This is a genomic window from Nocardiopsis sp. NPDC055551, from assembly GCF_053619415.1.
On record NZ_JBSHJJ010000001.1, the window covers coordinates 126,239 to 152,097 of the forward strand.

18 protein-coding genes are annotated in these 25,859 nt (G+C 67.6%); 17 read left to right on the top strand and 1 reads right to left on the bottom strand.

The window, feature by feature from the left end; genetic code table 11:
• The first annotated feature begins 1 nt into the window (after position 1).
• The 14 genes from ACWGSK_RS00525 (at position 2) to ACWGSK_RS00590 (ending at position 19,420) form a co-directional block, all read left to right on the top strand.
• Complete coding sequence (locus ACWGSK_RS00525; RefSeq protein WP_452454846.1) at positions 2-2,185, top strand: iron-containing redox enzyme family protein; 2,184 nt, start codon at positions 2-4, stop codon at positions 2,183-2,185.
• An 11-nt stretch (positions 2,186-2,196) separates the two neighbouring features.
• Positions 2,197-3,333, top strand: coding sequence for an acyl-CoA dehydrogenase family protein (locus ACWGSK_RS00530; RefSeq protein WP_452454847.1), 1,137 nt, complete (start codon positions 2,197-2,199; stop codon positions 3,331-3,333).
• 26 nt (positions 3,334-3,359) lie between these two features.
• Entirely contained in the window at positions 3,360-4,475 is a 1,116-nt protein-coding gene (locus tag ACWGSK_RS00535) for a cytochrome P450 (protein WP_452454848.1), read from the top strand.
• Between the two features lie 133 nt (positions 4,476-4,608).
• Positions 4,609-5,919: an ATP-grasp domain-containing protein gene (locus ACWGSK_RS00540; protein ID WP_452454849.1), complete on the top strand. Its 1,311-nt coding sequence runs from the start codon at positions 4,609-4,611 to the stop codon at positions 5,917-5,919.
• A gap of 9 nt (positions 5,920-5,928) precedes the next feature.
• Positions 5,929-7,167 (top strand): MFS transporter, encoded by a 1,239-nt coding sequence (locus ACWGSK_RS00545; RefSeq protein WP_358513377.1) that lies wholly within the window; start codon positions 5,929-5,931, stop codon positions 7,165-7,167.
• Positions 7,168-7,215: 48 nt separating this feature from the next.
• A complete protein-coding gene (locus ACWGSK_RS00550) occupies positions 7,216-8,541 on the top strand; it encodes a lysine N(6)-hydroxylase/L-ornithine N(5)-oxygenase family protein (RefSeq protein WP_452454850.1) in 1,326 nt (441 codons plus the stop codon).
• Positions 8,529-9,548 (top strand): FAD-dependent oxidoreductase, encoded by a 1,020-nt coding sequence (locus ACWGSK_RS00555; RefSeq protein WP_452454851.1) that lies wholly within the window; start codon positions 8,529-8,531, stop codon positions 9,546-9,548. The genes ACWGSK_RS00550 and ACWGSK_RS00555 overlap by 13 nt, the downstream gene beginning before the upstream one ends.
• Before the next feature lie 22 nt (positions 9,549-9,570).
• The gene (locus ACWGSK_RS00560; RefSeq protein ID WP_452454852.1) at positions 9,571-11,811 is read left to right on the top strand and encodes a class I tRNA ligase family protein; all 2,241 of its coding nucleotides are present in this window, start codon (positions 9,571-9,573) and stop codon (positions 11,809-11,811) included.
• Positions 11,808-15,071 (top strand): non-ribosomal peptide synthetase, encoded by a 3,264-nt coding sequence (locus ACWGSK_RS00565; protein WP_452454853.1) that lies wholly within the window; start codon positions 11,808-11,810, stop codon positions 15,069-15,071. The genes ACWGSK_RS00560 and ACWGSK_RS00565 overlap by 4 nt, the downstream gene beginning before the upstream one ends.
• Entirely contained in the window at positions 15,068-16,588 is a 1,521-nt protein-coding gene (locus ACWGSK_RS00570; protein WP_452454854.1) for an AMP-binding protein, read from the top strand. The genes ACWGSK_RS00565 and ACWGSK_RS00570 overlap by 4 nt, the downstream gene beginning before the upstream one ends.
• A complete protein-coding gene (locus ACWGSK_RS00575) occupies positions 16,578-16,841 on the top strand; it encodes an acyl carrier protein (RefSeq protein WP_452454855.1) in 264 nt (87 codons plus the stop codon). The genes ACWGSK_RS00570 and ACWGSK_RS00575 overlap by 11 nt, the downstream gene beginning before the upstream one ends.
• Positions 16,842-16,846: 5 nt before the next feature.
• Positions 16,847-17,464, top strand: coding sequence for a GNAT family N-acetyltransferase (locus ACWGSK_RS00580; RefSeq protein WP_452454856.1), 618 nt, complete (start codon positions 16,847-16,849; stop codon positions 17,462-17,464).
• Positions 17,461-18,483, top strand: coding sequence for a C45 family autoproteolytic acyltransferase/hydolase (locus ACWGSK_RS00585; RefSeq protein WP_452454857.1), 1,023 nt, complete (start codon positions 17,461-17,463; stop codon positions 18,481-18,483). Before ACWGSK_RS00580 ends, ACWGSK_RS00585 begins: the two co-directional genes overlap by 4 nt.
• Positions 18,484-18,634: 151 nt before the next feature.
• The gene (locus tag ACWGSK_RS00590; RefSeq protein ID WP_358513395.1) at positions 18,635-19,420 is read left to right on the top strand and encodes a thioesterase II family protein; all 786 of its coding nucleotides are present in this window, start codon (positions 18,635-18,637) and stop codon (positions 19,418-19,420) included.
• Positions 19,421-19,557: 137 nt separating this feature from the next.
• Here the strand turns inward: ACWGSK_RS00590 and ACWGSK_RS00595 are convergent, their stop codons facing one another.
• Positions 19,558-20,301, bottom strand: coding sequence for an SDR family NAD(P)-dependent oxidoreductase (locus ACWGSK_RS00595; RefSeq protein ID WP_358513397.1), 744 nt, complete (start codon positions 20,299-20,301; stop codon positions 19,558-19,560).
• A 190-nt stretch (positions 20,302-20,491) separates the two neighbouring features.
• Here ACWGSK_RS00595 and ACWGSK_RS00600 point away from each other — a divergent pair, with 190 nt between their 5' ends.
• The 3 genes from ACWGSK_RS00600 (at position 20,492) to ACWGSK_RS00610 (ending at position 25,836) form a co-directional block, all read left to right on the top strand.
• Positions 20,492-21,541 (top strand): tellurite resistance/C4-dicarboxylate transporter family protein, encoded by a 1,050-nt coding sequence (locus ACWGSK_RS00600; RefSeq protein WP_358513399.1) that lies wholly within the window; start codon positions 20,492-20,494, stop codon positions 21,539-21,541.
• Positions 21,542-21,700: 159 nt separating this feature from the next.
• Entirely contained in the window at positions 21,701-22,111 is a 411-nt protein-coding gene (locus tag ACWGSK_RS00605; RefSeq protein ID WP_358513401.1) for a hypothetical protein, read from the top strand.
• A complete protein-coding gene (locus ACWGSK_RS00610) occupies positions 22,111-25,836 on the top strand; it encodes a caspase, EACC1-associated type (protein ID WP_452454858.1) in 3,726 nt (1,241 codons plus the stop codon). The genes ACWGSK_RS00605 and ACWGSK_RS00610 overlap by 1 nt, the downstream gene beginning before the upstream one ends.
• Positions 25,837-25,859: the final 23 nt, after the last annotated feature.

Here is a 25,859-nt window from a genome sequence, read left to right on the forward strand (position 1 = left end):
CATGCGCAACACCGGACACCAGAACGAGCCGCGTCTCGACACGACCACCTCCCTGCCGATCCGCCCCCACCACTTCTCCCCGGAGACCTCCGACGCCGTCGACGCGGTGCTCGCCCAACAACCCCGCGTCTGGCTTCGGCGATTGCTCGGCGACGCCGAGTCCCAGCAGACGAGGCTCCTCGCCCTGCGTGTCGCCGACACCGTGCTCGACGCCGCCTCGGACGAAGCCGAAGCCGACCCGGTCGAGCTGATCCTCCGCCGTCGCGAGGCGATCCGGGAGCGTATGGAGGCGTATAGGGGCGGACCGGCGTGGGATCGGCTCATGCGCCAACGAGCCCCGCTCGCGCTGAGCGCCGGCTGCTGGCTCGACATGATCTCGCAACCCGCCACGGAACCCGCCGTCATCGTCAACCGTCTCGGTGCTCACCAATTCGCCCTCAAAGGCGAAGGCGTCGTCACCGACTCGCTCGAAGCGGTGCGCCGCCGTGCCCTGGAGGCCGCCGGGATCCACTTGCCGCCCCTACGCGCCACCGATTTCGCCGGCCACTGTGAGACCCGACCGCTCACCGCGGTCCACGCCGCCTTCTACGCGGCCCTGTCCCTGGTCTCGGCCAGCCGGCTCCCCGAGGTCATCGGGGTCCACTGCGCGTACTTCCTCCTCGGTATGGACGAGCGCCTACTCGGCGGGACGGCCATCGCCGAATCGGATCTGCTCGCCGTCCTGGAGCAGTACCGGGGCCTGTGCGAGGGTTCGCCCACCGGCGCGCAGGACTGGAACCGTCTCCGCCGTGCCGTCACCACCGTCCTCGCCCTCGAAGACGAGTACCTCCGCATGGCCGACGAGTTCGTTTCCTGGATCGAGGGGTTGTCCATCGACGACAAGGTCGCCGCGATCATCTCTCGTCACATGCCCTTCGCCGGTAAGCAGCACAAACAGGTCAAGGTCGGCGGCAGGCTTCTGACCGACTGGTTCGCCGATCCCGATCGAGCCGACCTCGCCGCGTTCCTCGACGCGCTCGGCTCCTCTCGCCAGGTGCGGACCCGCGCCGACGGCACCGTCCGCTTCATGGAAGCCATCAAGTTCGGCGGGCCGATGTTCGGGATCTTCGACGCCGAGGAGGCCGCGACGTTCTCCGAATGGATCGACGCCGTCAACGCAGGCGAACGCGGCGAGACCACCCTGTCGCCGAACGAGGCCGGCGACGCCGCCGCCCGGCGCTGGCGTGACCGCGTCGCCGCCGGGCCCACACCTGCTCGCGTCGTGTTCGAGCCCTCGGGTGCGCTCGACGACCGGGAGCTGTTCTACCGTCTCGTCAACACCGAGTACTTCCCGAATGTGCTTCCCCACGCTCGCGAGCGGGTGGAGCAGGGCCTGTCCGAGGCCGAGACCTTGTTCGAGCATGGAGCGGACGGCCGCTTCACCGACGCTTCATGGTTCGAGTACAGCCCCGAGGCGCTCCTGGAACGCGCCGAGGCCATCTACTGGCGCAAACTCGTCGAGCCATACCGCAGGCTCGAAGAGGTCCCTGGCCGTGACGAGGTCGTCTTCGGACAAAAACTCACCGCTTTCGGCAGCATGGTCGACGGCGCCTGGGTCCATCGGATCGGCGGCCTCGGCCGCTATGACCGTCGCGCGGACGGCATGCTGATGGGCATCTACGCGGACGAGATGGGCCGTGGTGACGTCGCCAAGAATCACATCACCCTCATTCGCCGTGTCCTGGAGAGCATGGACATCCACCTCCCACATATCCGCAGTGAGGAGTTCAAGGATCAGGTCGAGCTTCCCGACATCTACGCCTTCCCGATCCACCAGTTGAGCCTGGCGCTGTTCCCCGACTCCCTCTACGACGAGATCGTCGGCTACAACCTCGGGATCGAGATGCTGGGGCTCGGCGAGATGCGTCTCCACGAGATCCAGAAGCTGCGCCGTTGGGGTTTCGACACCGTTTACGAGGAAGCGCACCTGACCATCGACAACTTCTCCTCAGGGCACGCCCGACAGTCGGTCGACCTGATCAACATTCATCTCGACGACGTCGCTCGCAACAGCGGTGAGGAAGAGGTGCGGCGAAGGTGGCGGCGGGTGTGGCGCGGCTACGCCTCGTTCGCCTACTACCTCGAAGTCGACCTGGTGAACCGCCTCAAGAGCGCACCCGCGCCGTCCACCGAACTCGTCATCTGAGGAGAAGCGCCGTGACCGCCGTCTTCGACCACGACCTTCTGCGCACGCCGTTGTTCGAGGCCCGTCATCGCGACCTCGCCGACCGCCTCGACCACTGGTGCGCCGCGCGCGACGACCAGGGCGAGACCTCCGTGCCCGCCGACCGGTGCCGCGCACTGCTCCGCGAAATCGGTGGTGCCGGCTGGCTGCGTCACCTTGACGCCGATGCTCCTACGTCCGACCTCCGATCCGTCTGCGTCAGAAGGCAGGTCCTGGCCTTCCACGAAGACCTCCTCGACTTCGTGTATTCGATTCAAGAGCTCAGCGCCGCCGCGATCATCCGCTATGGGACCGAGGAACAGCGCCGACACCACCTGCCGGGCCTCGCGGCCGGAACGAGTGTCGGAGCGCTGGCCCTCTCCGAACCCGGCGCCGGATCCGACCTCGCCGCCGTCGCGCTCGAAGCGAGACCGGACGGCGACGGCTTCGTCCTCGACGGCGTCAAGACCTGGATCGCGCAGGGCGACATCGCCGACGTGCACGTCGTCCTCGCGCGCACGGGCGAGGGGCCCGGCCCCCTCGGCCTCACCGCTCTGCTGGTTCCCGGCGACACCCCCGGGCTCAAGGCGTCTGCGATCGGAGCGATCGCGCCCCGCTCCTGGGCCGAACTCTCCTTCACCGGATGCCGTGTCGGTCCTGACGCCGTGCTCGGCGAACGCGGGCACGGCTATGTGGTCGCCCTCGACGTCCTTGAACGGGCCCGTATGACCGTCGCCGCCGCCGCGGTCGGCTTCGCCGGGCGGGCCTTGCGCCTGGCGGTCGAACATGCCCGCTCCCGCAAGGCCTACCGTGGCCGCCTCGCCGATCTCCAGCTCGTCAAGTCTTCGCTCGCGGAGATGCGCATCAAGCTTTTGGCGGCCTCGTCGCTCACCGCCCGAGCCGCCTGGGCCGCCGACAACGGCGAGGACTACGCCGAGGCCTCCTCCGTCGCCAAGGTCCACGCCACCGAGGCCGCTGGTGAGGTCGTCGACGCCGCCGTTCAGATCTTCGGCGCGTCAGGACTCGTCGCCGACAGTTCGATCGAACGCCTCTACCGCCAGGTCCGATCCCTACGCATCTACGAAGGTCCATCCGAAGTACTCCGGATGGGTATCGCCGAATCACTGTGACCGACCATGAGCGACCAGGAGCCCAAGTGACCACACCGCTCAACGCGGTCCGAAGCGACGACCCGTACCCGTACTACGCCGCACTCACCGCCAAGCGTCCATTCGCGTTCGACGATGAGATCGATTCCTGGGTCGCCGCCGACGCCGAAGCGGTCCAGGCCGCTTTCAACGCCTCCGAGCTCGGAGTACGCGCGAGCGGCGATGAGGTACCCGCGGCGATCACCGACACACCCGCGGGTGAGGTCTTCGGCCAACTGGTCCGGATGCGGGACGACGAGGCCGCCGCCGAACTCAAGACCGCCATCACCACCGTGCTGACCGGGGTCACGCCCGAGGCGATCGCCGAGGCCACTCGCCGCCGTGCCCGCGAAGCGCTTGAGGACGGCGTCGACTATCGCGCACTCGCCTTCGGTGTCCCGGTCGCCGCGGTCGGTTCCTTGTGCGGCGTCCCCGAGAACGACCTTCGCCGGGCGGTCGAGTTGACCGCCGCGTTCGTTCGCTGCGTGCCCGCCTCCGCGGGCACGGAGGACTACGCCGCCGCGAACGAGGCCGCCGCCCGACTCCAGCCGCTCCTCGCCGCCGCGGCCGAACGCGACGGCCTGGCCGCCCGCCTGGTCGAGACCGTCGCCACCGGCCACGTCCCGAGGCGACCCGCGCTCGCGAACGCGGTCGGACTCCTGTCCCAGACCTACGACGCGACCGCCGGCCTCGTCGGCAACACCCTCCTCGGGCTCGGCCGGCACGAACGCGGCGAGGACTTGCGAGCCTTCGTCGACGAGATCGCGCGCCACGACGCCCCGATCCAGAACACTCGTCGCTTCGCCCACCGACCATGGACTCACGGCGGGCAATCCGTGGCGGCGGGACAGAAGGTGCTGCTGCTCCTCGCCGCCGCCAACCGTGACCCGGACGTCAACCCCGAGCCCGACGTCTTCGATCCCGCACGCCGGCACCCGGTCTCGTTCACCTTCGGTTCCGGTCGACACGGCTGTCCCGGACGCGCCGTCGCCATCGAGATCGCCGTCGCCATCGTCGCCGAGGCCGAAGCGGCCGGATGGACCCCGCGCGACCTACCAGGGCGGCACCACTACCTGCCCTCCCCGAACGCCCGAATTCCGGTGCTCGAAGGGGGGACCTCGTGACCGGCCCTCACCCACGGCCCTGTGCCCCGACCCGCTCGAGTGAGCGCCGCTCAGCGCTCGTCCCCGTCGGGTCCGGTGCGCCCATCGAGGACCCGCTCTGGACCTGTCACGCCACCGACCAGGGAGAACAGCCATGAAACCCGATAGCGACCTGCCCCAGGCGTTCATCCTCACCGGAGCGTTCTGGGTGATCTGCCGCAGCCCGCTCTACCTGACCGAACTCGCCGGCCGCGGCTTGAAGATCCTCGTCATCACGCCCGAAGGTTTCCGTGATCGAGCCGAGGCCGTCCGCCGCCAGGACAACGGACCCGCCGCACTCATCGAAGACGTGGCCTATGTGGCCGGCTCGCTCGACAAGGAGGCTTCCTTCAACCCCGGTGTCATGGCCGCCGTCACCGCCTGGTGCTCGCGGTACAGCATCAAAGGTGTCTACGCGGTCGGCGAGACCCTCGTCGAGCCGACCGGGATCGTCGCCGACGCACTCGGCCTGCCCTTCCCCGGTATGAGGGCCACCCGCGTGTGCCGCAACAAGTACCTCCAGCGCTGCTATCTCCATCGGCACAGCCCGGCCTCGCTCATCGTCCCACCTTCCGAACGCGAGGCGATCGACCCTGGAACACTTGAGTTCCCAGTGGTGCTCAAGCCGGCCACCCGCCACTCTTCCTCCGGTGTCGTCTCCGCCGACGGCCCCGTCGACGTCGCCCGTGAGCTCGTCGAATACCCCGACCACGAGACCGTCCTCATCGAGCAGAAGATCACCGGTCCCGAGTACTCGGTCGAGACCCTCAGTCAGCAGGGACGGCGCGTTTTCGCGTCGGTCACCGCCAAGACCACCACCGATACCCACAGCAACGCCTTCGTGGAGTTGTCCCACACCGTAGGCGGCGATGATCCCGCCGATAGCGCCCTCCTGCGGGTCAACGCCGAGATACTCGACCGGCTCGGCTTCGAGGACGGCATCACGCACTCCGAATGGCGGCTCGACCAGAGCGGAACCCCGCACCTGATGGAGATCGCCGCTCGTACACCGGGTGATGGTCTGCTCGCCCTCTACGAGCTCGCCACCGGTCTCCCGCTCGAAGAGCAGATCATTCGTGTCACCCTCGCAGAGCGCGCCGAATACCCCAGGCCCGTCCGAGTCGCCCGCCAGGTATACCTTCGACATCCACTCGGCGTCCTTGAGGACGTCAGGCTCGACTGGCCCGACGTCGCCGCGTCGTGGGTGGGCGAGACCGACATGTGGCCCCGTATCGAGCCGGGAAAACCCGATGACGCACCGAGCCTGCGTGCCGTCATGGTCTGCAAGGAGAAGGGCACACAGCTCAAGCCCTTGCGATCCTCCGATGACCGCGCCGTCACCTTCTACATCGACGCACCGGACACCGAACAGCTCGACGAAATCGAGGCCCGTGTTCGCTCCGCCATCGACATCGTCGTGTCCTAGGAGCGCTCAGTGACCACTACTCCGCCCACCTTGGCCGCGCCGCGCGTCTGGGAGACCTTCCGCGACAGTCCGATCGCCGCCAAGGTCATCCTTCTCGGTGTCACCGTCAATCGCCTCTCGGGCTTCCTGCAGATCTTCATAGTCCTCTACCTCACCCACGAAGGCTTCACCTCGGAGCAGGCCGTCGTCGCCGTGGGCTGTTACGGTGCCGGCGCCGTCGTCGGTGCCCTCGCCGGAGGCATCGCCACCGAACGTCTCGGCCCGCGGGCCGCCACCGTGATCAGCATGGCGGCCACCGCGGTCCTGACGGCCTCACTGCTCTACGTCCCGAACTATCTGCTGCTGCTCGCCTTCGTCACCACGGCCAGCGCCTGTACCCAGCTGTTTCGACCGGCCTCGTCGACATTGCTGTCGTCCCTGGTCGCACCTGAGCGTCAGACGATGATCTTCGCGATGTACCGTCTCGGCCTCAACCTCGGCGCGACCGGCGCCCCGTTGGTCGGCTACGGACTGTACTACCTCGGTGGCGAGAGTTTCGTCTACCTGTTCTGGGGTGAGGCCGTCATCGCCGCGGCCTACGCGGTGCTGGCCTACAACACACTTCCCGCCAAGAGCGTGCTGCGCCCGACCCCGGTCGAGGGCGACAAGACCACCGTGAAGGCACGCGAGGGTTATGCCGCCGTCCTCGCCGACTGGAGGTTCTCGCTCTATCTGGTCGCGGCCCTGCTGCACTCGATCGTGTTCGTTCAGTACGTGACGACCTTGCCGCTCCAAATAGAGGACCAGGGCATCGCGCTGTTCTGGTACACGCTCGCGGTCTCGGTCAACGGCGCGATCGTCATCGCGTTCGAATTGGCGATCACGAAGATCACCCAGCGACTCGCGGCGCGGACCGTGCTCGCCGTCGGCTTCGCGCTCGTCGGGGCCGGCGTGGCCTTCTACGCGCTGCCGATCGGGCCGGCCGCCCTGATCGTCGCCACCCTCATCTGGTCGCTGGGCGAGATCACCTCCGGACCGGCGTTCTTCGCTCACCCCGCCACCGTGGGCCCGCCCCGGCTCAAGGCCTACTACCTGGGCAGTTTCCACTTCATGTTCAGCCTCGGCATAGCTGTGGGGCCGCTGATCGGCGGCTGGCTGTACCTCCACATCGGATCACTGATGTGGCCGTCGATCGGTGTCTGCTCCCTCGTGGCGGCCGTCATCGCCTGGACATGCGTCCCCCGGCCGGAAACGTCCGTCCACACCTGAAACATCGCGACACGAGCACGAGCCCGCACTTCACAGGAAGGACTCGACGTGGGATACGCACCTCGCCGAAAGACGGTGTCCGATGATCCGATACGGCACCTTCGGATCGCCGGCATCGGTGTCGGACCGGCCAATCTCAGCCTCGCCGCACTACTGCACGACGACCCCGAGCAGCCGAACCTGTTCTTCGACCGCAAGGCCGACTTCAGCTGGCACGACGACCAGCTCCTGCCCGGAGCGACCCTCCAGGTGTCGATCTTCAAGGACCTGGTGAGCCTGTCCGACCCGACCAGTCGCTTTTCGTTCCTGTCCTACCTGCACGACCACGGGCGCACTTACCACTTCTTCAACGCCCAGTTCGCCGAAGTGCCCCGCGCGGAGTTTCGCAACTACCTGGCCTGGGCGGCGCGGGAAAACGAGAACATCGCTTTCTCGGAGTCCGTCGAGCGCGTCGATTTCGACGGGGTCTTCCATATCACCACCGACCGCAGGGAGGTCACCGCCGACAACATCGCGGTCGGCGTCGGTACCGTACCGTGGGTTCCCGACTTCGTCCGCCCGTACCAGGGCGCCACCCAGTTCCACGTCAGCGAACATCTGAGCAGGTCAAAGGGCTTGGGTGGCAAGCGCGTCGCCGTCGTCGGCGGTGGTCAGTCCGGCGCCGAGGCCTTCCTCGACCTGCTGTCACGACCCGAGTCCGAGCGGCCCGCCCACACCGCGTGGATCTCCCGGCGTCGCAACTACTTCCCGATCGACGACTCGGCGTTCACCAATGACTTCTTCATGCCGGACTATTCCGACTACTTTTTCCGGCTGCCCAAGAACAAGCGATCCGAACTCAATTCCGCCCACTTACTCGCTTCCGATGGAATTTCCGAGTCCACGCTTCGCGCGATCTACCAGGAGTTGTACAGGCTCCAGTTCATCGACCACGACGATCACCGCTTCGGACTGCTGCCCAACCGGACCGTCACCGCCATTCACCCCGGTGGAGGATGTGCCTGGGAGCTGACCCTGAGCCACAACGACGAGCCCGATCAGACCCAGGGCCTGGCCGTCGACGCGGTCGTTTGGGCCACCGGCTTCCGGAGCGCCCCGAAGACCTTCCTGGAGCCGCTGCTCGACCGCATCGAGACCGAGAACGACGAATTTCGCGTGGACGAGGACTTCGTGGCCGGCTGGGACGGCCCGCCCGACCGCAACATCTTCGTGCAGAACGCGGTACGCGGCCAGCGTGGGCTGCCCGACGTCAACCTGAGTCTCAACGCCTGGCGCGCGAAGCGCATCGCCGATCGCTTGCGCGGCCTGCCGGTCGCCGACCGGGCGACGTCGTTCATCGAATGGTCTTCCAAGGACTCGCAATGGATGCTGTAGACATCGTGATCGTCGGTGGTGGCATCATCGGCGCCGTCATCGCCTATGAGACCGCGGCCGCCTTCCCCGACGCCGACATCGTCGTGGTCGAACGCGGGCTGGCCGCCCGAGGTGCCACCGCCCGCTCGGCCGGCGTCCACTTCCCCCGTGGCGCGACCGAGCGCGTCCGGACCATGACCGACCACAGCCACCACTACTGGCAGCGCCTCGCGACCAGGCTCGACCTGCCGATTCACCGGATCGACGCGACCGTCATCGCTTCGACCGACCGCGCCGACGCCATCCATGAGACCTACCTGTGGCCCGGTCCACGGACCGGCCGCGATACGCCATCGGGTACTCGCGATTGGACCCTGGGCGGGTGCCACCACGCCGACGTCGCGGGAGTCGCCGGCGCGTTGCTGGCCGAGCTGCGCCCGCGTGTGACCGTCTGGGAGGGCGTCGAGGTCTCCGCCATCGAGGACGGCGACATCCAGTGCCTGAGCCTGAGCCACGGTGAACGTCTGTGGGCCCACAGCGTCGTGCTCGCTCCCGGACCCTGGATCGCGCACCCGGCCTGGGCCGAACCGGTCGCGCCCTTGGAGCTACGCGTCAAGAAGATCGTCGCGGCGCACGTCGACGCCGTCCCCGGTCCGAGCGACGCGTTGACCGTCTTCGACGATGAGGACGCCTTCATGTTGCCGCTCCACCACCGCGGGCGATTCCTGTTCAGCTATACCTGCGACGACTGGGACGTCGACCCCGACACCGTCGAGCGTGGGCTCACCCCGGCCGATCTCGCGGCCGCCCGCACCGTCCTGGAGCGCTACGCGCCCGAGATGGCGCCGCTGTGTCGCTCCGGTCGGGTCTTCTGCGACGCCTACGGACCGGCTCGCGAACCCGTCGTCACCGAACTGCGTCCCGGCTTGGTCTTCGCCGGCGGCGCGGGCGGTTCCGGCTACCGGCTCGCCCCCGCCATCGCCGCGGAGACCGTGGACGTACTCGTGTCCACAGCCCTCGTGCCCTGAACCACTGAAGACGGAGACAGCCATGATCTTGAATCGATACAGCGAATCCGAACTCACCGAAGCCTTCGGTATCGACATGTCCTCGGTCGACGGACTCGGTGTCGGCGCGGGTTGGGGCCGCGTCGCTCCGGGCGCGAGTTCCACCAGCCATCAGCACGACGAGACCGAGTTCTTCGTCATAGTCATCGGTGAGGGCGAACTCCACATCGATGGTGCCGTTTACCCGGCGCGTCCTGGCACCGTGGTCCTGTTCGAGCCCTTCGAGTCCCACGTCATCACCAACACCGGTGAGGGTGACCTGGTCTTCTTCACCCAGTACTGGCGCGACGCCGCCCGAGCGCGGGCCTCGGCCACCTCACGGTCACGGCCTCATGCCGTCGACCGCCCGCAGTTCGTGTTCTCCACTCCACCGACCCCCAACGGGGACCTCCACCTCGGTCATCTCTCCGGCCCCTACCTCGGCGCGGACGCCTATGTGCGCTTCCAACGCCTGTGCGGCAACCGCGCCTGGCACCTCACCGGCAGCGACGACTTCCAGAGCTACGTCGAGGCCGCCGCTCAGCGCGATGGCGTCACCCCGGCCGAGGCCGCCCGCCACTACTCCGCCGAGATCGCGACCACCCTGGCCGCCATGGACATCGAAATCGACCAGTATTACACCACCAGTGTCGACAAGGGCTACGCCGAAGGCCTGCGACGGTTCTTCACACGCCTGGTCGAATCCGACAAGGTCCGCCCGAAGGCCACACCGGCTCTCATCGACGGAGACAACGGAAGGTATCTGTACGAAGTCGACGTCTCCGGTACCTGCCCGGGGTGTTCCCACCCCACCGGCGGCAACATCTGCGAGGAATGCGGCGAACCCAACCTCGTCGCCGACCTGGGAGAGGCCCGCTCGCGCCTGAGCGAGACCGCGACCAAGCGGACCGACGTCGAACGCTGGACCCTGCCGCTCCACGAATTCGCCGACGTCGTAGCGGACCACCACCTGCTCGGTCGAGTTCCGGCCCGCCTGCGCGAGCTCGCCCACCGGGTCTTCTCCCGTGACGGTTTCGAGCTGCCCGTCTCCCACCCCTCCGACTGGGGCGTACGACCGGCCGAGGACGAGTCGGACTCCCAGGTGATCTGGGTGTGGCCCGAGATGAGCTACGGGTTCCTGCACGGCATCGAGCGCCTGGGCGACGAGATGGGGGAGCGGTGGTCGCACGAAACACCATCACGCGACTGGAAGCTCGTCCACTTCTTCGGCTACGACAACAGCTTCTACCACTCGATCCTCTACCCGGTCCTGTACCGGCTCGCCTTCCCCGACTGGAACCCCGACATCGACTACCACGTCAACGAGTTCTATCTCCTGGAAGGAGCCAAGTTCTCCACCAGCCGTCGCCACGCCATCTGGGGCAAGGACATCCTCGCCCCCGAGACCGTGGACGCGGTGCGCTACTACCTGTGCCGCACCCGTCCCGAGGACGAACGCACCGATTTCCGCCGCGTCGAGTACGACCGCGCCCTCACCGGGAACCTGATCGGCCGGTGGGAGGCGTGGCTGACCGACCTCGGTGAGCGCGTCCGTCGCGACTTCGACGGACTCATCCCGGACGCCGGCACCTGGACGACCGAGCACACCGCCTTTCTCGCACGGCTCTCGCAACACCTCGACCAGGCCACCGCCGCCCTCGGGGCCGAAGGCTTCTCGCTGCGCCGGGCCGCGGCCGTCCTCGACGCCATCGTCGATGACACCACCGAGTTCTCGCGTCGACAGTCCCGACTGCACGGCCTTGATCGCTGGGCGTCCGAGGGCCGTACCGCGATCGCCCTGGAACTGGCGGCGGCTCGACTGCTCGCGACCGTCGCCGCGCCGCTGATGCCGCGGTTCTCGGGACGGCTGGCCTCCTCACTCGGCCTCGCCCCGATCGATACCTGGCCCGACACGGTCGAACTCATCCCGCCGGGCAACCGTTCCAGCCTCGCCGAGACGAACTTCTTCAACGCCGCGTCGCCGCCCGCCACGCTTTCCTGGTTGCGCGACAAGGTCGCCGTCCTGCTGAGCCTCGAAGGGGACTTCGAAGACCTGTCACTTCCCGAGCTCGGCGCGAACTCCCTGGCCGCGACCACACTCCAGTATCACGCCCTCAGCGAGCTCAAGGCCGACGTGCCACTGAAGACCCTCCTCGGCGACGCCCCACTGAGCACCACGGCGTCCACGCTGGACGACCTGGCCGACCCCGACCTGCTCGCCACACTCGATCGGGAGGAACGATGACCGACACGCCCGCCGCCGTACTCGCCGATCTCCACCAAGCCGGCTTGACGCTCTCGGCCGTCGAGGACAACCTCAAGCTCCAAGGCCCACAAGAGGCCATGACCCCCACACTCCTCGGCCGGCTCAAGGCCGCCAAGGGTGAGCTCCTCGAACACCTCGCCGCCCTCGAACACGGCTTCGGGTTGACCCCACTGCAACGCGCCTACCTGCTCGGACGGTCTGATCTGGTCGACATCGGCGACGTCGCGAATCAGGTCTACCACGAGATCGAGGGCTCTTGGGACCTCGACCGCCTGCGTCGCTCACTGGAACAGGTCGCCCGGGCACACTCCGCGCTCCGCCTGGCGGTCGTCGACGAGGAACGACAGGCCGAGACCGGAACTCTTCCCGGCTTCACCGTCACCGACCTACGCGGGTTCGACCCCGACGAGCGCGAAAGGCGGCGCCTGGCCGTTCGCGAACGCCGTTCCCACCTGAAGCTCGCGGTGACCGGCCCACTGATCGACGTCGAGGTCTGCGTGCTCGCCGACGACCGGATGGCGCTGTGCGTCAATCACGACGGAATGGCCGTCGACGGCATCAGCATGTTCCTCCTGTTCGCCGAATGGCATCGTCGCTATGACTCCGGAGACGAACCCGGTACACCCCCCATGGATTTCCGCGCCCACGTGGAGGCCCTCGACACCGTGGTCGACACGCCGGTCCATCAACGCTCTCGCGACTATTGGCGATCACGCCTGGACCGGCTTCCCCTCGCGCCCCGATTGCCGCTCACAGCCGATCCCTCCGCCATCGGCCCCACCAAAGTCGTTCAGCGGCGCGTCCGCCTCGACGCCGATGACTGGACGCGACTACGACAACAGGCCAAGGGCCTGGGCCTGACACCGTCGGTGGTGCTCCTCGCCGCCTGGGCCGAGACCCTGTCCCAATGGGGGGCCGGGAACGAATTCACGCTCAACACCACCGTCTCCCAGCGCCGCCCGATCCACCCCGGCGCGTTCACCGCCATAGGTCAGTTCTCCGACCCACTGCTCCTCGCCGTCCACATCGACAGGAGCCTGCCCTTCGCCGAACGCGTCCAGGCCCTCCAAGAACGCCTGCGCACCGACCTCGATCACCGCCACTACTCCGGAATCGACGTCATGCGCGACCTGGCGCGACACCACTCGGACACGCGGTCCGCCGCCATGCCCTACACCTTCAACTCCACACTGGACGCGATCGGCGGCGTCGACGGCTCCTCACTGGAGGCCTTGGGCACCGAGGTCTTCACCCTCTCCCAGACCCCGCAGGTCTACCTCGACGTGTTCGTCCTCCAACAGCACGGCGAGCTCGTCATACGCCTCGACGCGGTCGAAGAGCTCTACCCGCCCGGCCTGCTCGACTCCCTCGCCCAGGGACTCGACGTGCTCGTCCACCGACTCTGTGACGAGAACGCCTGGGGCGCCGAGCGATTCGACCTCCTGCCGGACTCGCAGCGCAAGGCCCGCGACCACGCGAACGACACCGAGCGCGAATTCGCACCGGCCATGCTCACCGACGCCTTCCTCCGGCACGCCGCCGAACGACCGACGGCACCGGCGATCATCACCGCGGACGAGCGGATCACCTACGGCGAACTACTCGCCCGCGCCGCCGGTGCCGCCGTCTGGCTCCGCGAACGCGGCACCGCCCCAGGCGACCTCGTCGGACTGGTGATGCGTCGTGGACCGGAGCAGGTCGTCGGCATACTCGGCACACTGCTCGCCGGAGCCACCTATGTCCCCGTCGACGCCGACGTCCCGCCCGCCCGCCGCGACCGACTACTGCGCGATGGCCGCGTCACCCGCGTCCTGACCAACGTGGACGCCAAGACCGGCATGACCTCGCTGGACCTGCGCGGCGCACCGCTCGCGACCGAACCGCCCGAGGTCCTGAGCGCCGACACCGACGACCTCGCCTACGTCCTCCACACCTCCGGCACCACCGGAAAACCCAAAGGTGTCATGGTCACCCACCGGAACGTGGCCAATGTCGTCGCGGACTGTGCCGAACGGTTCGAGATCGGCCCAAAGGACCGGTTCTTCGCCATCAGCGCCTTCAATTTCGATCTGTCGGTATGGGACGTCTTCGGCGCTCTCAGCGCCGGAGCCGCACTGGTCATGCCCGACGCCGATCGGGCCGCGGACCCCGCGCACTGGAAGGAACTCATCGCGGAGACGGGCGTGAGCGTGTGGAACTCGGTTCCGGCCCTGGTCCGCATGTTGGCCGACCACGACCACGCACTCCCGCCCTCGTTGCGACTGATCATGATGAGCGGTGATCGCATCCCGCCCGACCTGCCCGCCATGCTCTATGGCGCGCGGCCGGATCTTCGCGTCGTCTCCCTCGGCGGCCCGACCGAGACGACGATCTGGAACATCTGGCATCCGATCCCACACGATCATCCTGCGGACACGCCGATCCCGTACGGTCGTCCCAACGCGAACAACCGCGCGCATATCCGCGACGCGGACGGCCATGACTGCCCTGATTGGGTACCCGGCGAGATCCTCGCCGCCGGCGTGGGTGTCACCCCCGGCTACTGGGGATCACCCGAGTTGACCGCTGAACGCTACTTCGATGACCCGGCCACCGGCGACCGGCTCTACCGCACCGGCGACCTCGGGCGCTACCGACCCGACGGGACCATCGAAATCCTCGGCCGCACCGACTTCCAGATCAAGGTCAACGGCCATCGCATCGAGGCCGGGGAGGTCGAGGCTCGACTGACCGCCGTCGCCGCGGTCGCCCAGGCCGCCGTCGTGGCCCATGAGGCCACTTCCGGCGTAGTGCTCGTCGCGCACCTCGTCCCCGCTTCCGAGGCCCGCCCTACGCCGGCCGAACTTCGCGAGGTCCTCCACACCGAGCTTCCCGCCTACATGCTCCCCGCGATTTTCTCGTGGCACGAGGCGCTGCCGCTGAACCGCAACCGCAAGGTGGATCGGGTCGCCCTCGCCGCCGCTCCCATCGACGATCGGTCCACCAAACCGCAAAGTCCCGCGGATCCGGCCATCGAGGCCACCATCACCGAGTTGTGGTCGAGCGCGCTGCGCACCGAACGAGTCGACCCCGAGACGGACTTCGCCTCGCTCGGCGGCGACTCCCTGATCGCGGCACGCATCCTCACCGCGGTGCGAGCCGAATACGGGATCGGTCTGCCGCTCGACGCGATCTTCGCCCTCAACACGGTCCGGGCCATGGCGAGTCACATCGCGGACGCCGGGGAGAGGGAACAGTGACGCCCGAATCGATCATCAATCGCATCATCGCCGAACGGCCGACCCACGATGGCGCGCTCACCGTCGCCGGGATCGGACACCACCGCCGCATGCCGTTGTCCGAACTCCACGACCGCGCCCGCGCCGTCGCCACCGCCTTGCGGCGAAGTGGCGTCCAAGAGGGCGATCGGATCGGTGTCCTGGCCGTCAATCGTCTCGAATGGGTCCTGCTCGATCTCGCCGCGCTGATGATCAAGGCACAGACCGCCGGATTCGAGCCTGGGAAGTTCACTCCGGACATCGAACTGGTCGAACGCTACGACCTCGACCTGCTCTACACCGACGCTTCGGTCGATGATGGTGCGCCGCCCACCATTCGCCCCATCGCCGAGGTCGCCGAATACGCCGAGCACGACCCACGGGAACTCAAGGCGCTCCAGTGGGAACCGGACGAATGCACCACCGTCAAGTTCACCTCGGGTTCCACCGGTATCCCCAAGGGGCTGGAAGCCACCGTGGCCAGCGTCGATTCTTCGCTGTGCGACGTCCAGAGTTCCTTCGGGCACCTCTCCGGCGACGACATCCTCGTGTTCCTGCCCCTATCGCTGCTCCAGCAGCGTTACTGGCTCTATTCGGCCATGCACTGGGGTCACGACGTCACCATCACGACCTACCAGTCGGTGTTCGCCGTCATGCCCATGGTGGAACCGACCGTCGTCATGGGTGTGCCCGCGTTCTTCGATACCGCCAAGCGGTACATCGAAGGGCGCCTCGCCGACGACCACGACGCCGCCAAAGCCGCCGTCGAGTTGTTCGGCCCGCGTATCCGCTACATGTGGACCGGGTCGGCCCCCGCCGATCAGGCCGTGCTGCGATTCTTCAACGAAGCCGGCCTGCCGATCTTTGAGGGTTATGGCCTCAACGAAACCTGCATCGCCACCAAGAACCATCCCGGTGCGCACCGCGAAGGCAGCGTCGGTAAGGCTCTCCCCGGCAAAGAGATCCTCATCGGCGACGACAACGTGGTCCGCGTGCGCAGCGACCACCCGGTCAACACCACCTACGCCTACGCTCCACCAGGCGAGAGCGAGCGAATATTCAAACCCGGCGGCATCGTCCGCACGGGTGACTTCGGGCACCTCGACGACGACGGTTTCCTGTTCATCCATGGCCGCGCCGACGACGTCATCGTCCTCGACAACGGAAGGAAGGTCATAGTCCGTGTCATCGAGAGCCGCTTCCGCGACACCGGAGCCGTCGCCGAGTGCGTCCTGTACTGCCCCGATCAGATCGGGCTGGTCGCCGTCGTCTCCCCGTACCCCGGCCCGGTCGATACCGAGGCGATCGCGGCGGCGCTCGAAGCGGTCAACACCGCCTCCGAACCCGACGAGCGCATCACCAGGGTGATCATCGCCCAGGAGCCGTTCACCATCGACAACGACCTGCTCACCTCCCAATTCAAACCGATCCGAAAACGCATCCAGGAACGATACCGAGCCCGCATCGACGACCCGAAGGAAGGCCTCCATGCCCGCTGATCTGGACACCCTGGCCCGCGAGCAACTCGCGCGAACCCTACGAGAGCGGCCAGATCCTGCCTCCCTCGACCTCGGCGAAGACCTCGTCGAGACCTATGGACTCACCTCGCTGAACAAAGTCCTGTTCCTCACCTCGCTTTGCAAGGCCGCCGACGTCGGTCTTGAGAACTTCACCGAAGACGACGTCGCCGGTATGCGCACCCTTGGCGACGTCGTGGACACCTTCCGACTCCACGCCGACAAAAGGGGATGACACCGATGGCCGACAACCTATGGGATCGGACGGCCCCGGCCGTCCTTGAGAACGAGCACGTCCGGCTGCGGCCGGTGACCGAGGCCGACCGTGAACCGCTGCGCAAGATCGCCTTCGGCGACGGCATCTGGGACCACTTCGTCAGCCGCGTCGACACGGACGCCGACTTCGACGCCTTCTTCGACGCCATGATCGCCGACGACGCCGCCGGCAGGCGCGTGGTCTTCATCATCGTCGACAAGGCCACCGAGCGTGCCGCCGGTAGCTCCAGCTACGGCAACATGGCCGAGGTCGACCGGCGTCTTGAGATCGGCTGGTCCTGGCTCGGCGTCGATTTCCAGGGCCGAGGAGTCAACCGCTGGGCCAAGTACCTGTTGCTCCAGCACGCCTTCGAGGACATGGGCGCGGTCCGCGTCGAGTTCAAGACCGACGTGCTCAATGCTCGGGCCTGTGCCGGCCTGCGCAAGATCGGCGCTTGTGAGGAGGGCGTGTTGCGCAGCTTCAACTACATGCCGGGAGGCCGAAGGCGTGACGCCGTCTACTACTCGATACTCGCGAGCGAGTGGCCGTCCGTGAAAGAACAGCTCCGCGACCACGGCAAAGCCGTCAACCCGTCACGATGAACGACGTACCCTTCATCGAACTCGCCGGACCGCCCCGCGAGCGGGGTCTGGCCCACGGGGGCGCGATCGCCGGACGGCTCCGCGCGTTCCTCGACGACTCTCTCGCCCGACTCGACCATCTCATCGACCAGCCGCTGGACCGTGGCTCGGTGCGCCGTGCGATCGCGACTCACCGCGATGCCGTCGCCGAGGCCCTCCCGGACCTCGCCGAAGAGGTCGACGGCCTGGCGGCCGGTGCCGACATCGACCATGACGAGGCTTGGCTGCTCCAATTGCGCCGCGAGCTCCTCGGCTACAGCCGCGTCACCGCCGGTGACTGCACTACCTACACCTCTGTGCGGGGTCGGCCGATCCTGGCCCAGACCGTGGACCTGAACGGGAACCTCGACGACCAGATCGCGGTCCTCGCGGTCTCCGGGGCACGTCACCGCTCGCTGGTGCTCAGCTTCGGCGGCCTACTCGGCTACCTCGGAGTCAACGACGCCGGGGTGGCCATCGGCCTCAACCTCGTCATCGGTGGGGCATGGACACCTGGAGTACCGCCGTACCTGGCGATCCGGCACATACTCGACAACGCCGACAGCGTCGACCAGGCGGTGGAGATCCTCGGCGGGCTCAAGCTCGCCAGTTCACGCTCGTTCACGATCTGCGGCGTCGATCGCGCAGTTTGCGTCGAGGCCCTGGGGGAGGAACGGCGGATCCTCGAACGGGCGGACCTGGTCCACACCAACCACTTCCTGCACCCGGATTTCGCCGTCCACGACGAGATCAACGTCTTCGCGAAGAACTCCTCGAAGCGTCGACTCGAAGCCGTCCACGCGGTGGGCATACCCCGGGCGGACGATGTCGAAGGTCACCACCGGCTCCTGTCGGGCCGGCCGATCAACGTGGCCGACAACGGTGACATTCGCCGCGAGCGAACGGTCGCAGCGGTCATGCTCCATCCCGACACCGGCGAACTGCGCCTGTGGCCCGGCGATCCCGCAGTCGAGAAGGAACACCTGTGGGCCTTGCGGTGATGTCGATACAGGGGCCCCGGCCGATGAACATCGGGCGGGACCCCTTCTCGCGGGCGCTTCTCGTCCAAGGACGAGCGAGAACGCTTCATGGACCCGCGGACCTCAAGGGGCACCTCACCGCGTACGCGCCAATGACAAGGAGACGAGTTCGATGTCGACACCGAGACACCAAGGATGGTTCATCGAGGCCGACGACGGGCCCGACCCCCGTCCGAACCTCTATACCTTCGTGCACGCGGGTGGGCGGGCCGATCGATTCTTGAACTGGCGGCCCGGCCTCCAAGACCTGGTCCGTGTCGTCGCGGTCTGCGGACCCGGCACCGGTCACCGTTTCGCCGAACCTCGACACGACGACGTCACCGAACTCGCCGAGGCCGTCAGCGAAGCGATCACCGCGCACTCCACCGGACCGTATTTCTTCTTCGGACACAGTCTGGGGGCACTGGTGGCGTTCGAGACCGCGCGACGCCTGCCCGGCGGCCCGGCCGCCCTGGTCGTGTCGGGCTGTGCGGGGCCCGCCCTCCTGCCATCCGAACGCGTCAAACGAATGACCACGCTCGGAGCCGATGAATTCGCAGAGGAAGCCCGCTTCTTCGGGGGTATTCCGTCCGAGGCCGAAAGTGGTTCCGCGGCGGCACTGCTACTCGAACCGCTCCGCCGTGACCTTGGCATGGTCGCCGCCTATGCGTTCCAGCCTGGACGTTCGCTCGACCTTCCGGTGGTGAGCATCGTCGGCGGTGATGACCCGCACGTGGACGGCGAAGGTGTCGCCCGTTGGCAGGACGTCACCTCGCAACCGTTGGAGCACCATGATGTGTCAGGCGGTCACTTCTACTTCGAGGACGACGATCGCACCGCCATCGAGATTCTCCGTCGAACCGTCGACCGCCATGACCCGAGACCGCGAAACCGCGACACTCACACCCAGATCATCTAGTGTTCCCGAGCGGTGATTCATTGTTCGAATCCCGGCACACGTGTGTTCCCCGGTGAACCGTGAGAACTCCGGGGTACCGGCCGGCGGGTACCGACGTCGGACATCGCGGTGGGGCGGCGATGCCCGACGTCGGTGGCTCAGTACAGCTTGTTGGCTCCGCCGTCGGCCATCAGGGTCTGGCCGGTCATGTACTTGGAGTCGTCCGACAGCAGGAACGCCACGATCGGGGCGACGTCGGTCTCGGGGTCGCCGAAGCGGCCGAGCGGGACCTTCGCGAGCGAGGCCTGGTACAGCTCCGGGGCGGACTCGCTCCAGGCCTTGACGCCCGCCGTCATCGCCATCGGGCTCACGACGTTCACGCGGATGTTCTGGCTCGCCCACTCGTTGGCGACCACGCGGGAAAGGCCGCGGATGGCCTCCTTCGCGGCGGCGTAGGCGGCCTGGGTGGGCTGGCCGACGAGCGCGGCGCCCGAGCCGAAGTTCACGATCGAACCACCGGACTTCGCCAGGTGCGGGTGGGCCGCGAGCATGAAGTTGCGCGTGGCGATGAAGCCGGTCGAGAACGACAGGTCCCACTGTTCCCGAGTGAGGTCGGTGAAGGGCGCCTGGCGCGAGGCGTGCGCGTTGTTGACCAGACCCGTCAGCCCACCGAAGCGCTCGACGGCGGTGCGGACCGCGAGTTCGGCGGTCTCCGGCAAGCCGACGTCACCTTGGACGAAGGCGACGTCGGCGCCGAGCTCGGTTTCGAGTTCCGCTCCGGCCTCCCCGTTGACGTCGACCGCGACGACCTTGGCGCCGCGACGGGCGAGGACGCGTGAGATCGCGCCACCGATGCCGGCGGCTCCTCCCGTGACGACGACGATCTGGTGTTCCAGCTGCATGAACGTTTCCTTCCTACGCGCGGTGCGCTCGTCGGGATCGGCCCATTCTCCGCCGAACGGGGTTCGGGCGCGGTGTATCCGCGAGGTGTTCGGCGTGGCCGTCGACTCCCGATACCGCGTGTGAATCGGTTGATTAAGGACATCTAGTGCGTTTCGGGTGCCAATGGTGGACCGTACTAGGATCCGAACCATGCCGCGTTCTCGACCGACCCCCGAACACCTGTCCCCGGGGTACTTCGCGTTCGTCATGGGCACCGGGATCCTGTCGGTCGCTGCCGCGCAGCGGTCGTGGCAGGTCACGTCCCTGGTACTGCTCGGGTTGGCGGGGGGCGGCTACGTGCTCCTCATCGCCTTGAACGTGTGGCGGATCATCGCCTACCGCGAGGCCTTCGCCCGTGATCTGCGAGACTCGCGCAAGGCGTTCCTGATCTTCACCTTCGTCGCGGGAACCGGTGTTCTCGCGACGGGCCTGGCGGCGCACGGCGCGCTCACCGTGGCGACCGTCCTGTTGGCGATCGGCGCCGTGAGCTGGATGTTGCTCGGCTACACGGTGCCGTGGGCGGCGGTGCTCAGCCGCGACGAACGGCCGGTGACCGACGCCGCGAACGGGACCTGGTTCATCTGGGTGGTGGCCGCCCAGTCCGTGGCCGTGGTCGCCGCGACGCTGGAGCCGCACTACGAGGGCCTGGGGCGGCACGGGCTCTCGGTGCTGGCGGTCTTCGCCTGGTCGATCGGTGTGGTGCTGTACGCCGCCGTCGCGATGTTCGTCGTCCTGCGGATCCTCCAGGCGCCGCTGGACCCCCGCGACTTCGACCCGCCCTACTGGGTGTCGATGGGCGCCATCGCCATCAGCGTCGTCGCCGGCTCTCGCATCATCGAGATGGAGAGCACGCCGATGGTCGACGCGGTCCGCGGCCTGGTGGAGGGTGGGGCCGTGGTGCTGTGGGCCTTCGCGACCTGGCTGATCCCCGCGCTGATCGCGGTCGGCGTGTGGCGGCACCTCGTCAAGCGGGTACCGCTGAAGTACACGCCGACCCTGTGGAGCATCGTCTTCCCGCTCGGGATGTACTCCGTGGCCTGTATGTACCTGGGGCGGGCCGACCGTCTACCGCTGGTCGAGTGGATCGGCGAGGCGTGGATCTGGGTGGCCCTGACGGCGTGGGCGCTGACGAGCGCGGCCATGGTTCGGTCGTGGTTCCCCACCGTGCCTCGATCGCCTGCGCCTTCTTCTCTTCTCTGAGTAGAGAATCCCGGCCCCGGACGTGTGAAGCATGACCGGATGCGGCCAATGGGGAGAAGAGCCCGATGCGAACGCGCTCCGGTTGATAGAACCTGCGTTGCGGAGTGTCAGTGGGTCGTGACGGTGCGGCCGTCCTCCGGAGAACTGGAGAGTGTTCGGGTGCGGTCGAGCGAGCTGGTGGCCAGGGTCGATTTCGAGGACGACGTCACCGAGGAGGAAGCGGACCGGCACACCCGTGCCCTGGCGCTCCTGTTGGAGGACCTGGACGTCGACGAGGTGCGTGCGGCGGACGGTGAGGCCGTGGAGGGGACCAGGTCAGCGGACCCCGGGCTCCTTGCCGGAGCGGTGCTGGTCAGCGGCGTGCTACTCAAGCCAGTGCTCACGTCCCTGGTTTCCCTTGTGGGTTCCTGGCTGGAACAGAGCGAACAGCGGTCGGTCACGGTCGAGCTGGAGGGCGCCAAGATCACAGTGCAGGGACGGGTCTCACCCGAGGATGTGCAGACCTACGTCCGAGCCCTGCGGAACGACACCGATCGGCCCACGGATGAAACCGTGAAGGACGGCGCCTGATGCGCACGGCGATCCTTATCGGGGTCAACACCTACGAAGAACTCGAAGATCTGCGTTCACCGCTGGCCGACCTACGGGCGCTGGAGCAGGTGCTCCAGGCCAACGGCCACTTCGACCGAGTCCTGGTGTTGGCCGATCCCACCCGCAACGAGGCCAGGGAGGCACTTGAGGGGGTGCTGGGCGAGTGTCGCCCCGAGGATCTCCTGTTCGTCTCGTTCTCCGGTCACGGGGTGAAGGACAATCGTGGCCGGTTGCACCTGGCCTTCCGGGACACACAGCGTAAACGCCTCCTGAACACCGCGATCTCCGCCGAGGTCCTCAAACTCATGCTCCAGGACTCGCGAATGCGCAGCAAGGTGCTCCTACTGGACTGTTGTCACGGCGGTGCCTTCGCCGATGGGTTCGCCACGCGCTCCGGCGAAGACGAGCACATCGACTTCGAACGGGAGCTCAGCGACGGGGCGGGCACCTATGTCATCGCCGCGTCTGGGGCATTGGAGAAGGCCAGGGAGGGCGACAACACCCATGGCGCGCGGCCTTCGCCCTTCACCTCCGCGGTCGTTCGCGGGCTGGCGGGTGCGGCTCCGGACACCAACGGTGACGGCTGGATCGACGCCGTGGAGCTCTACCAATACGTCCACCGTGAGGTGGAGGACGTCGATACCCAGCGCGTCACGGCCTTCGCACTCGGGGTGCGGGGACAACTCGTCCTCGCGCGCCACGCGGGTTCGGCCACGGCCGCGAACCTGCCGGGAGCGACGGACAGGAATGGACGCGCCTCCTCCGAGGGCACAGGTGAGCACGAGGGTGATCCGACCGGGCCGAGCGCCGCGCCGAAACCCCGGGCCACCCACGAGGGGTGGCGTTGGGGCTCCTACCTGGACTACCAGCGCGACTGTTTGTTGCGGCAGAGCGTGCTGCAACAGCTTCCCGACGCCGACGGGCGTGATGTGGTGGTCTGCGACATGGGCTCGGAGGTGTTGCTCAGCGGGTCTGCGGACCGCTGGCGGCTGTCCGAGAGCGCCGAGAACCTCGTTCTGGAAGCGGCCAAGGAGCGTAGGCCGCTGCGCTACGGCTACCCGGCGGTGCTCTTCGACACCGCGCGCCCCGAACATGATAGCGGGAGGCGTGCCAAACTCGCCCCGCTGTTCGTCCTGGACGTGGAGATGGTCGGGGAACAGAAGGAGCGCTTCCTGGTCCCGGTCGGTGAACCGGAGCTCAACCGGGAGCTGCTGCTCTCGGCCGCCGAGCTCGACGAGGCCGACATCGAGGAGCTCGTCGACTGGTTCCAAGTGGACTGGGCAGGGCGAGGTGTCTCGGGGCTGGCGGACAAGGCGCGTGCGGTCTGTGCCCGATTGAATCTGGATCGTGTTGATGACCTGGTTCCGGGCGAACTGAACAGCGAACTGGACGTGCGGCGTGGCGCGCGAAGGGGTGCGCAGAACGCCGCCGTGTTGTACCGGGGAGATCCGGCGGGGGCGGCCGTCAAACAGCTCATCGGTGACCTGGACCATCGCAAGGCCAACGCGATCAGGATCGAGACCATCGCGGACACGGCACTCGGGGTGCTCGCGGAACCCCGTCGGATCATTCAGGAACGGGGTTCGGTGACGCCGGTGGTCACCGGCCTCAGCAACGCGGCGCAGGAGGAGATCCTGGCATCGGCGATGAGCCGGACCCTGACCGTTGCCACCGGGGCACCGGGCACCGGCAAGACCGAGCTCATCACCTCCGTCGTCACCACCGCGGTGGTAGCCGGCCAGTCCGTGCTCGTGGCCTCCACCAACAACACCGCCGTGGACGAGGTCGTCGGCAAGGTCAATCGTCTCGGTTCCCAGGCCGACCTGGTGGTGCGCACCGGCAACCAGGAAAAACGGGGGAACGAACGCGACATCCTCAACGGGCTGCTCGCGGCGGAGTGGGACAGCGTCGATGTCCATACCGCGCATGAGCGCCTGTCCATGCGGCAGCGGAGGCTTCTCACGGCGCAGGACGACCTGGCCGCCGTGGAGGAGACCGAACGGCGTCTGACGATGTTGGCCGACACTCGCCGTAGGCAGATCGAGGAACTGCCTGGCGGACTGAGCCCGGACACGTTCCCAAGGCATCGGGACGTGGAGCGTTGGGCCGGCACCGTCGCTTCCGCCATGGAGAGCCGGTGGTCCGGATGGTGGCATCGATGGCGCACACGCCGGGGACTTCGGGTGGCGGGCTCCGACCGGGAGTTGGTCGCCATCCTGAGCTTCCTGACCACCGAACGCGAGTGGATCGGGCTGCTGGAGGAGCTAGGTGCCCGACCCCGCCCCGAGGACGTGGCCGACACGGTTCGCGCCCTGCGTGACGAGCGGCGACCGGAGAGCACGGAACTGCTGCTGGGCAGAGTCGCCGAGGCACTGACCTCAGGCAGGCCCGTCATCGAGGAACGTCTGCGCAACCTGGATTCGGGTGCGTCCGGGTGGAAGGGCATGAAGAACCTGGTGCGCACCGTCCGGGCCTGGGCCACCACGTCCCGCTCGGTGCGCGGGGTGTTCCCGCCCATGCCGGGCCTGTTCGATCTGGTGGTGGTCGATGAGGCGAGCCAGTGCACCGTCGCGGACCTGATCCCCTTGTTGTATCGGGCCAGGAGGGCGCTGGTGATCGGGGATCCGCACCAGCTACAACCGGTCAATGGGCTCAGCGACCAGGACGACCGCAGGATCCAGGTCGTCCATGGACTGCGCGCCGACGAACTCGACGATCGCTCGCTCACCTACACCGGCTCTTCCGCCTACCACGCCGCGGCCTCGGTACTGGCGGCCGGCGGCGGCGAGGTGCTCTGGCTCGACGAGCACTATCGGTGTCACCCCGACATCGTCGCCCCCGTCAACCGGCGCTTCTACGGTGAACGACTCGCGGTACGCACCGACACGGTGGGTCTCACCGCTCCTGAGGATCCCGCAGCTCGATGGATCGACGTGCGTGGACGGTGTGAACGTCCGGGCGGTCGGTCCTGCCGCAACTCCGAGGAGGCCGAGGCGGTGGTGGACCTGCTCCGAGAGCTGTGGGCGAGCCTTCCGGAGAAGGCCACCATCGGCGTGGTCTCGCCCTTCACCGCCCAGGTGCGCGAGATCGAGCGCAAACTGGGCCAGAGGGCACTCCAGAGGATCAGGGTGGGGACCGCGCACACCTTCCAGGGGGGTGAGTGCGACGTGGTGGTCGTCTCCCCGGCCGCGGCCACCGGTGTGCATCGCTCCAGTGGCCAATGGGCGCTGCGGCAGCAGAACCTGTGGAACGTGGCCGTGACCCGGGCCCGCTCACGTTTGTACGTCGTGGGTGACCGGGCGTACTGGGCCGACCAGGGAGGGCTGCTCTCCGACTTCGCCGACGGTTCGATCGAGCCCGTGGACAAGGCGTCCGGCGATGCTCGCAGCCGACTGTTCGAAGCACTCGTTGTCCGAGGAGCGGAGCCCAGGGTGCGTCAGAGCATTGGAGGATACGTGTGCGACCTGCTGGTGAGCGGGGCCGCCGGTGAGACGGCGGTGATCGTCGACCGTGCGGGCGTCGGCACCAGTATGTCCCTGGGGCCGGGCCGTACACTGCAACGAACCCTGGACCACGCGACCCTGTTCGAGAAGGTCTCGGGTCTGCGCACCGTGCGGGTCCCCGCCTGGCGTTGCCTGGCCGAACCCGAGGTGGTGGCAGGGGAGATCGTGAAGGAGAAGGGTGGAGCGTCCTTAGCGCGGTGAACCTTTGTGGTCACCGCACCAGC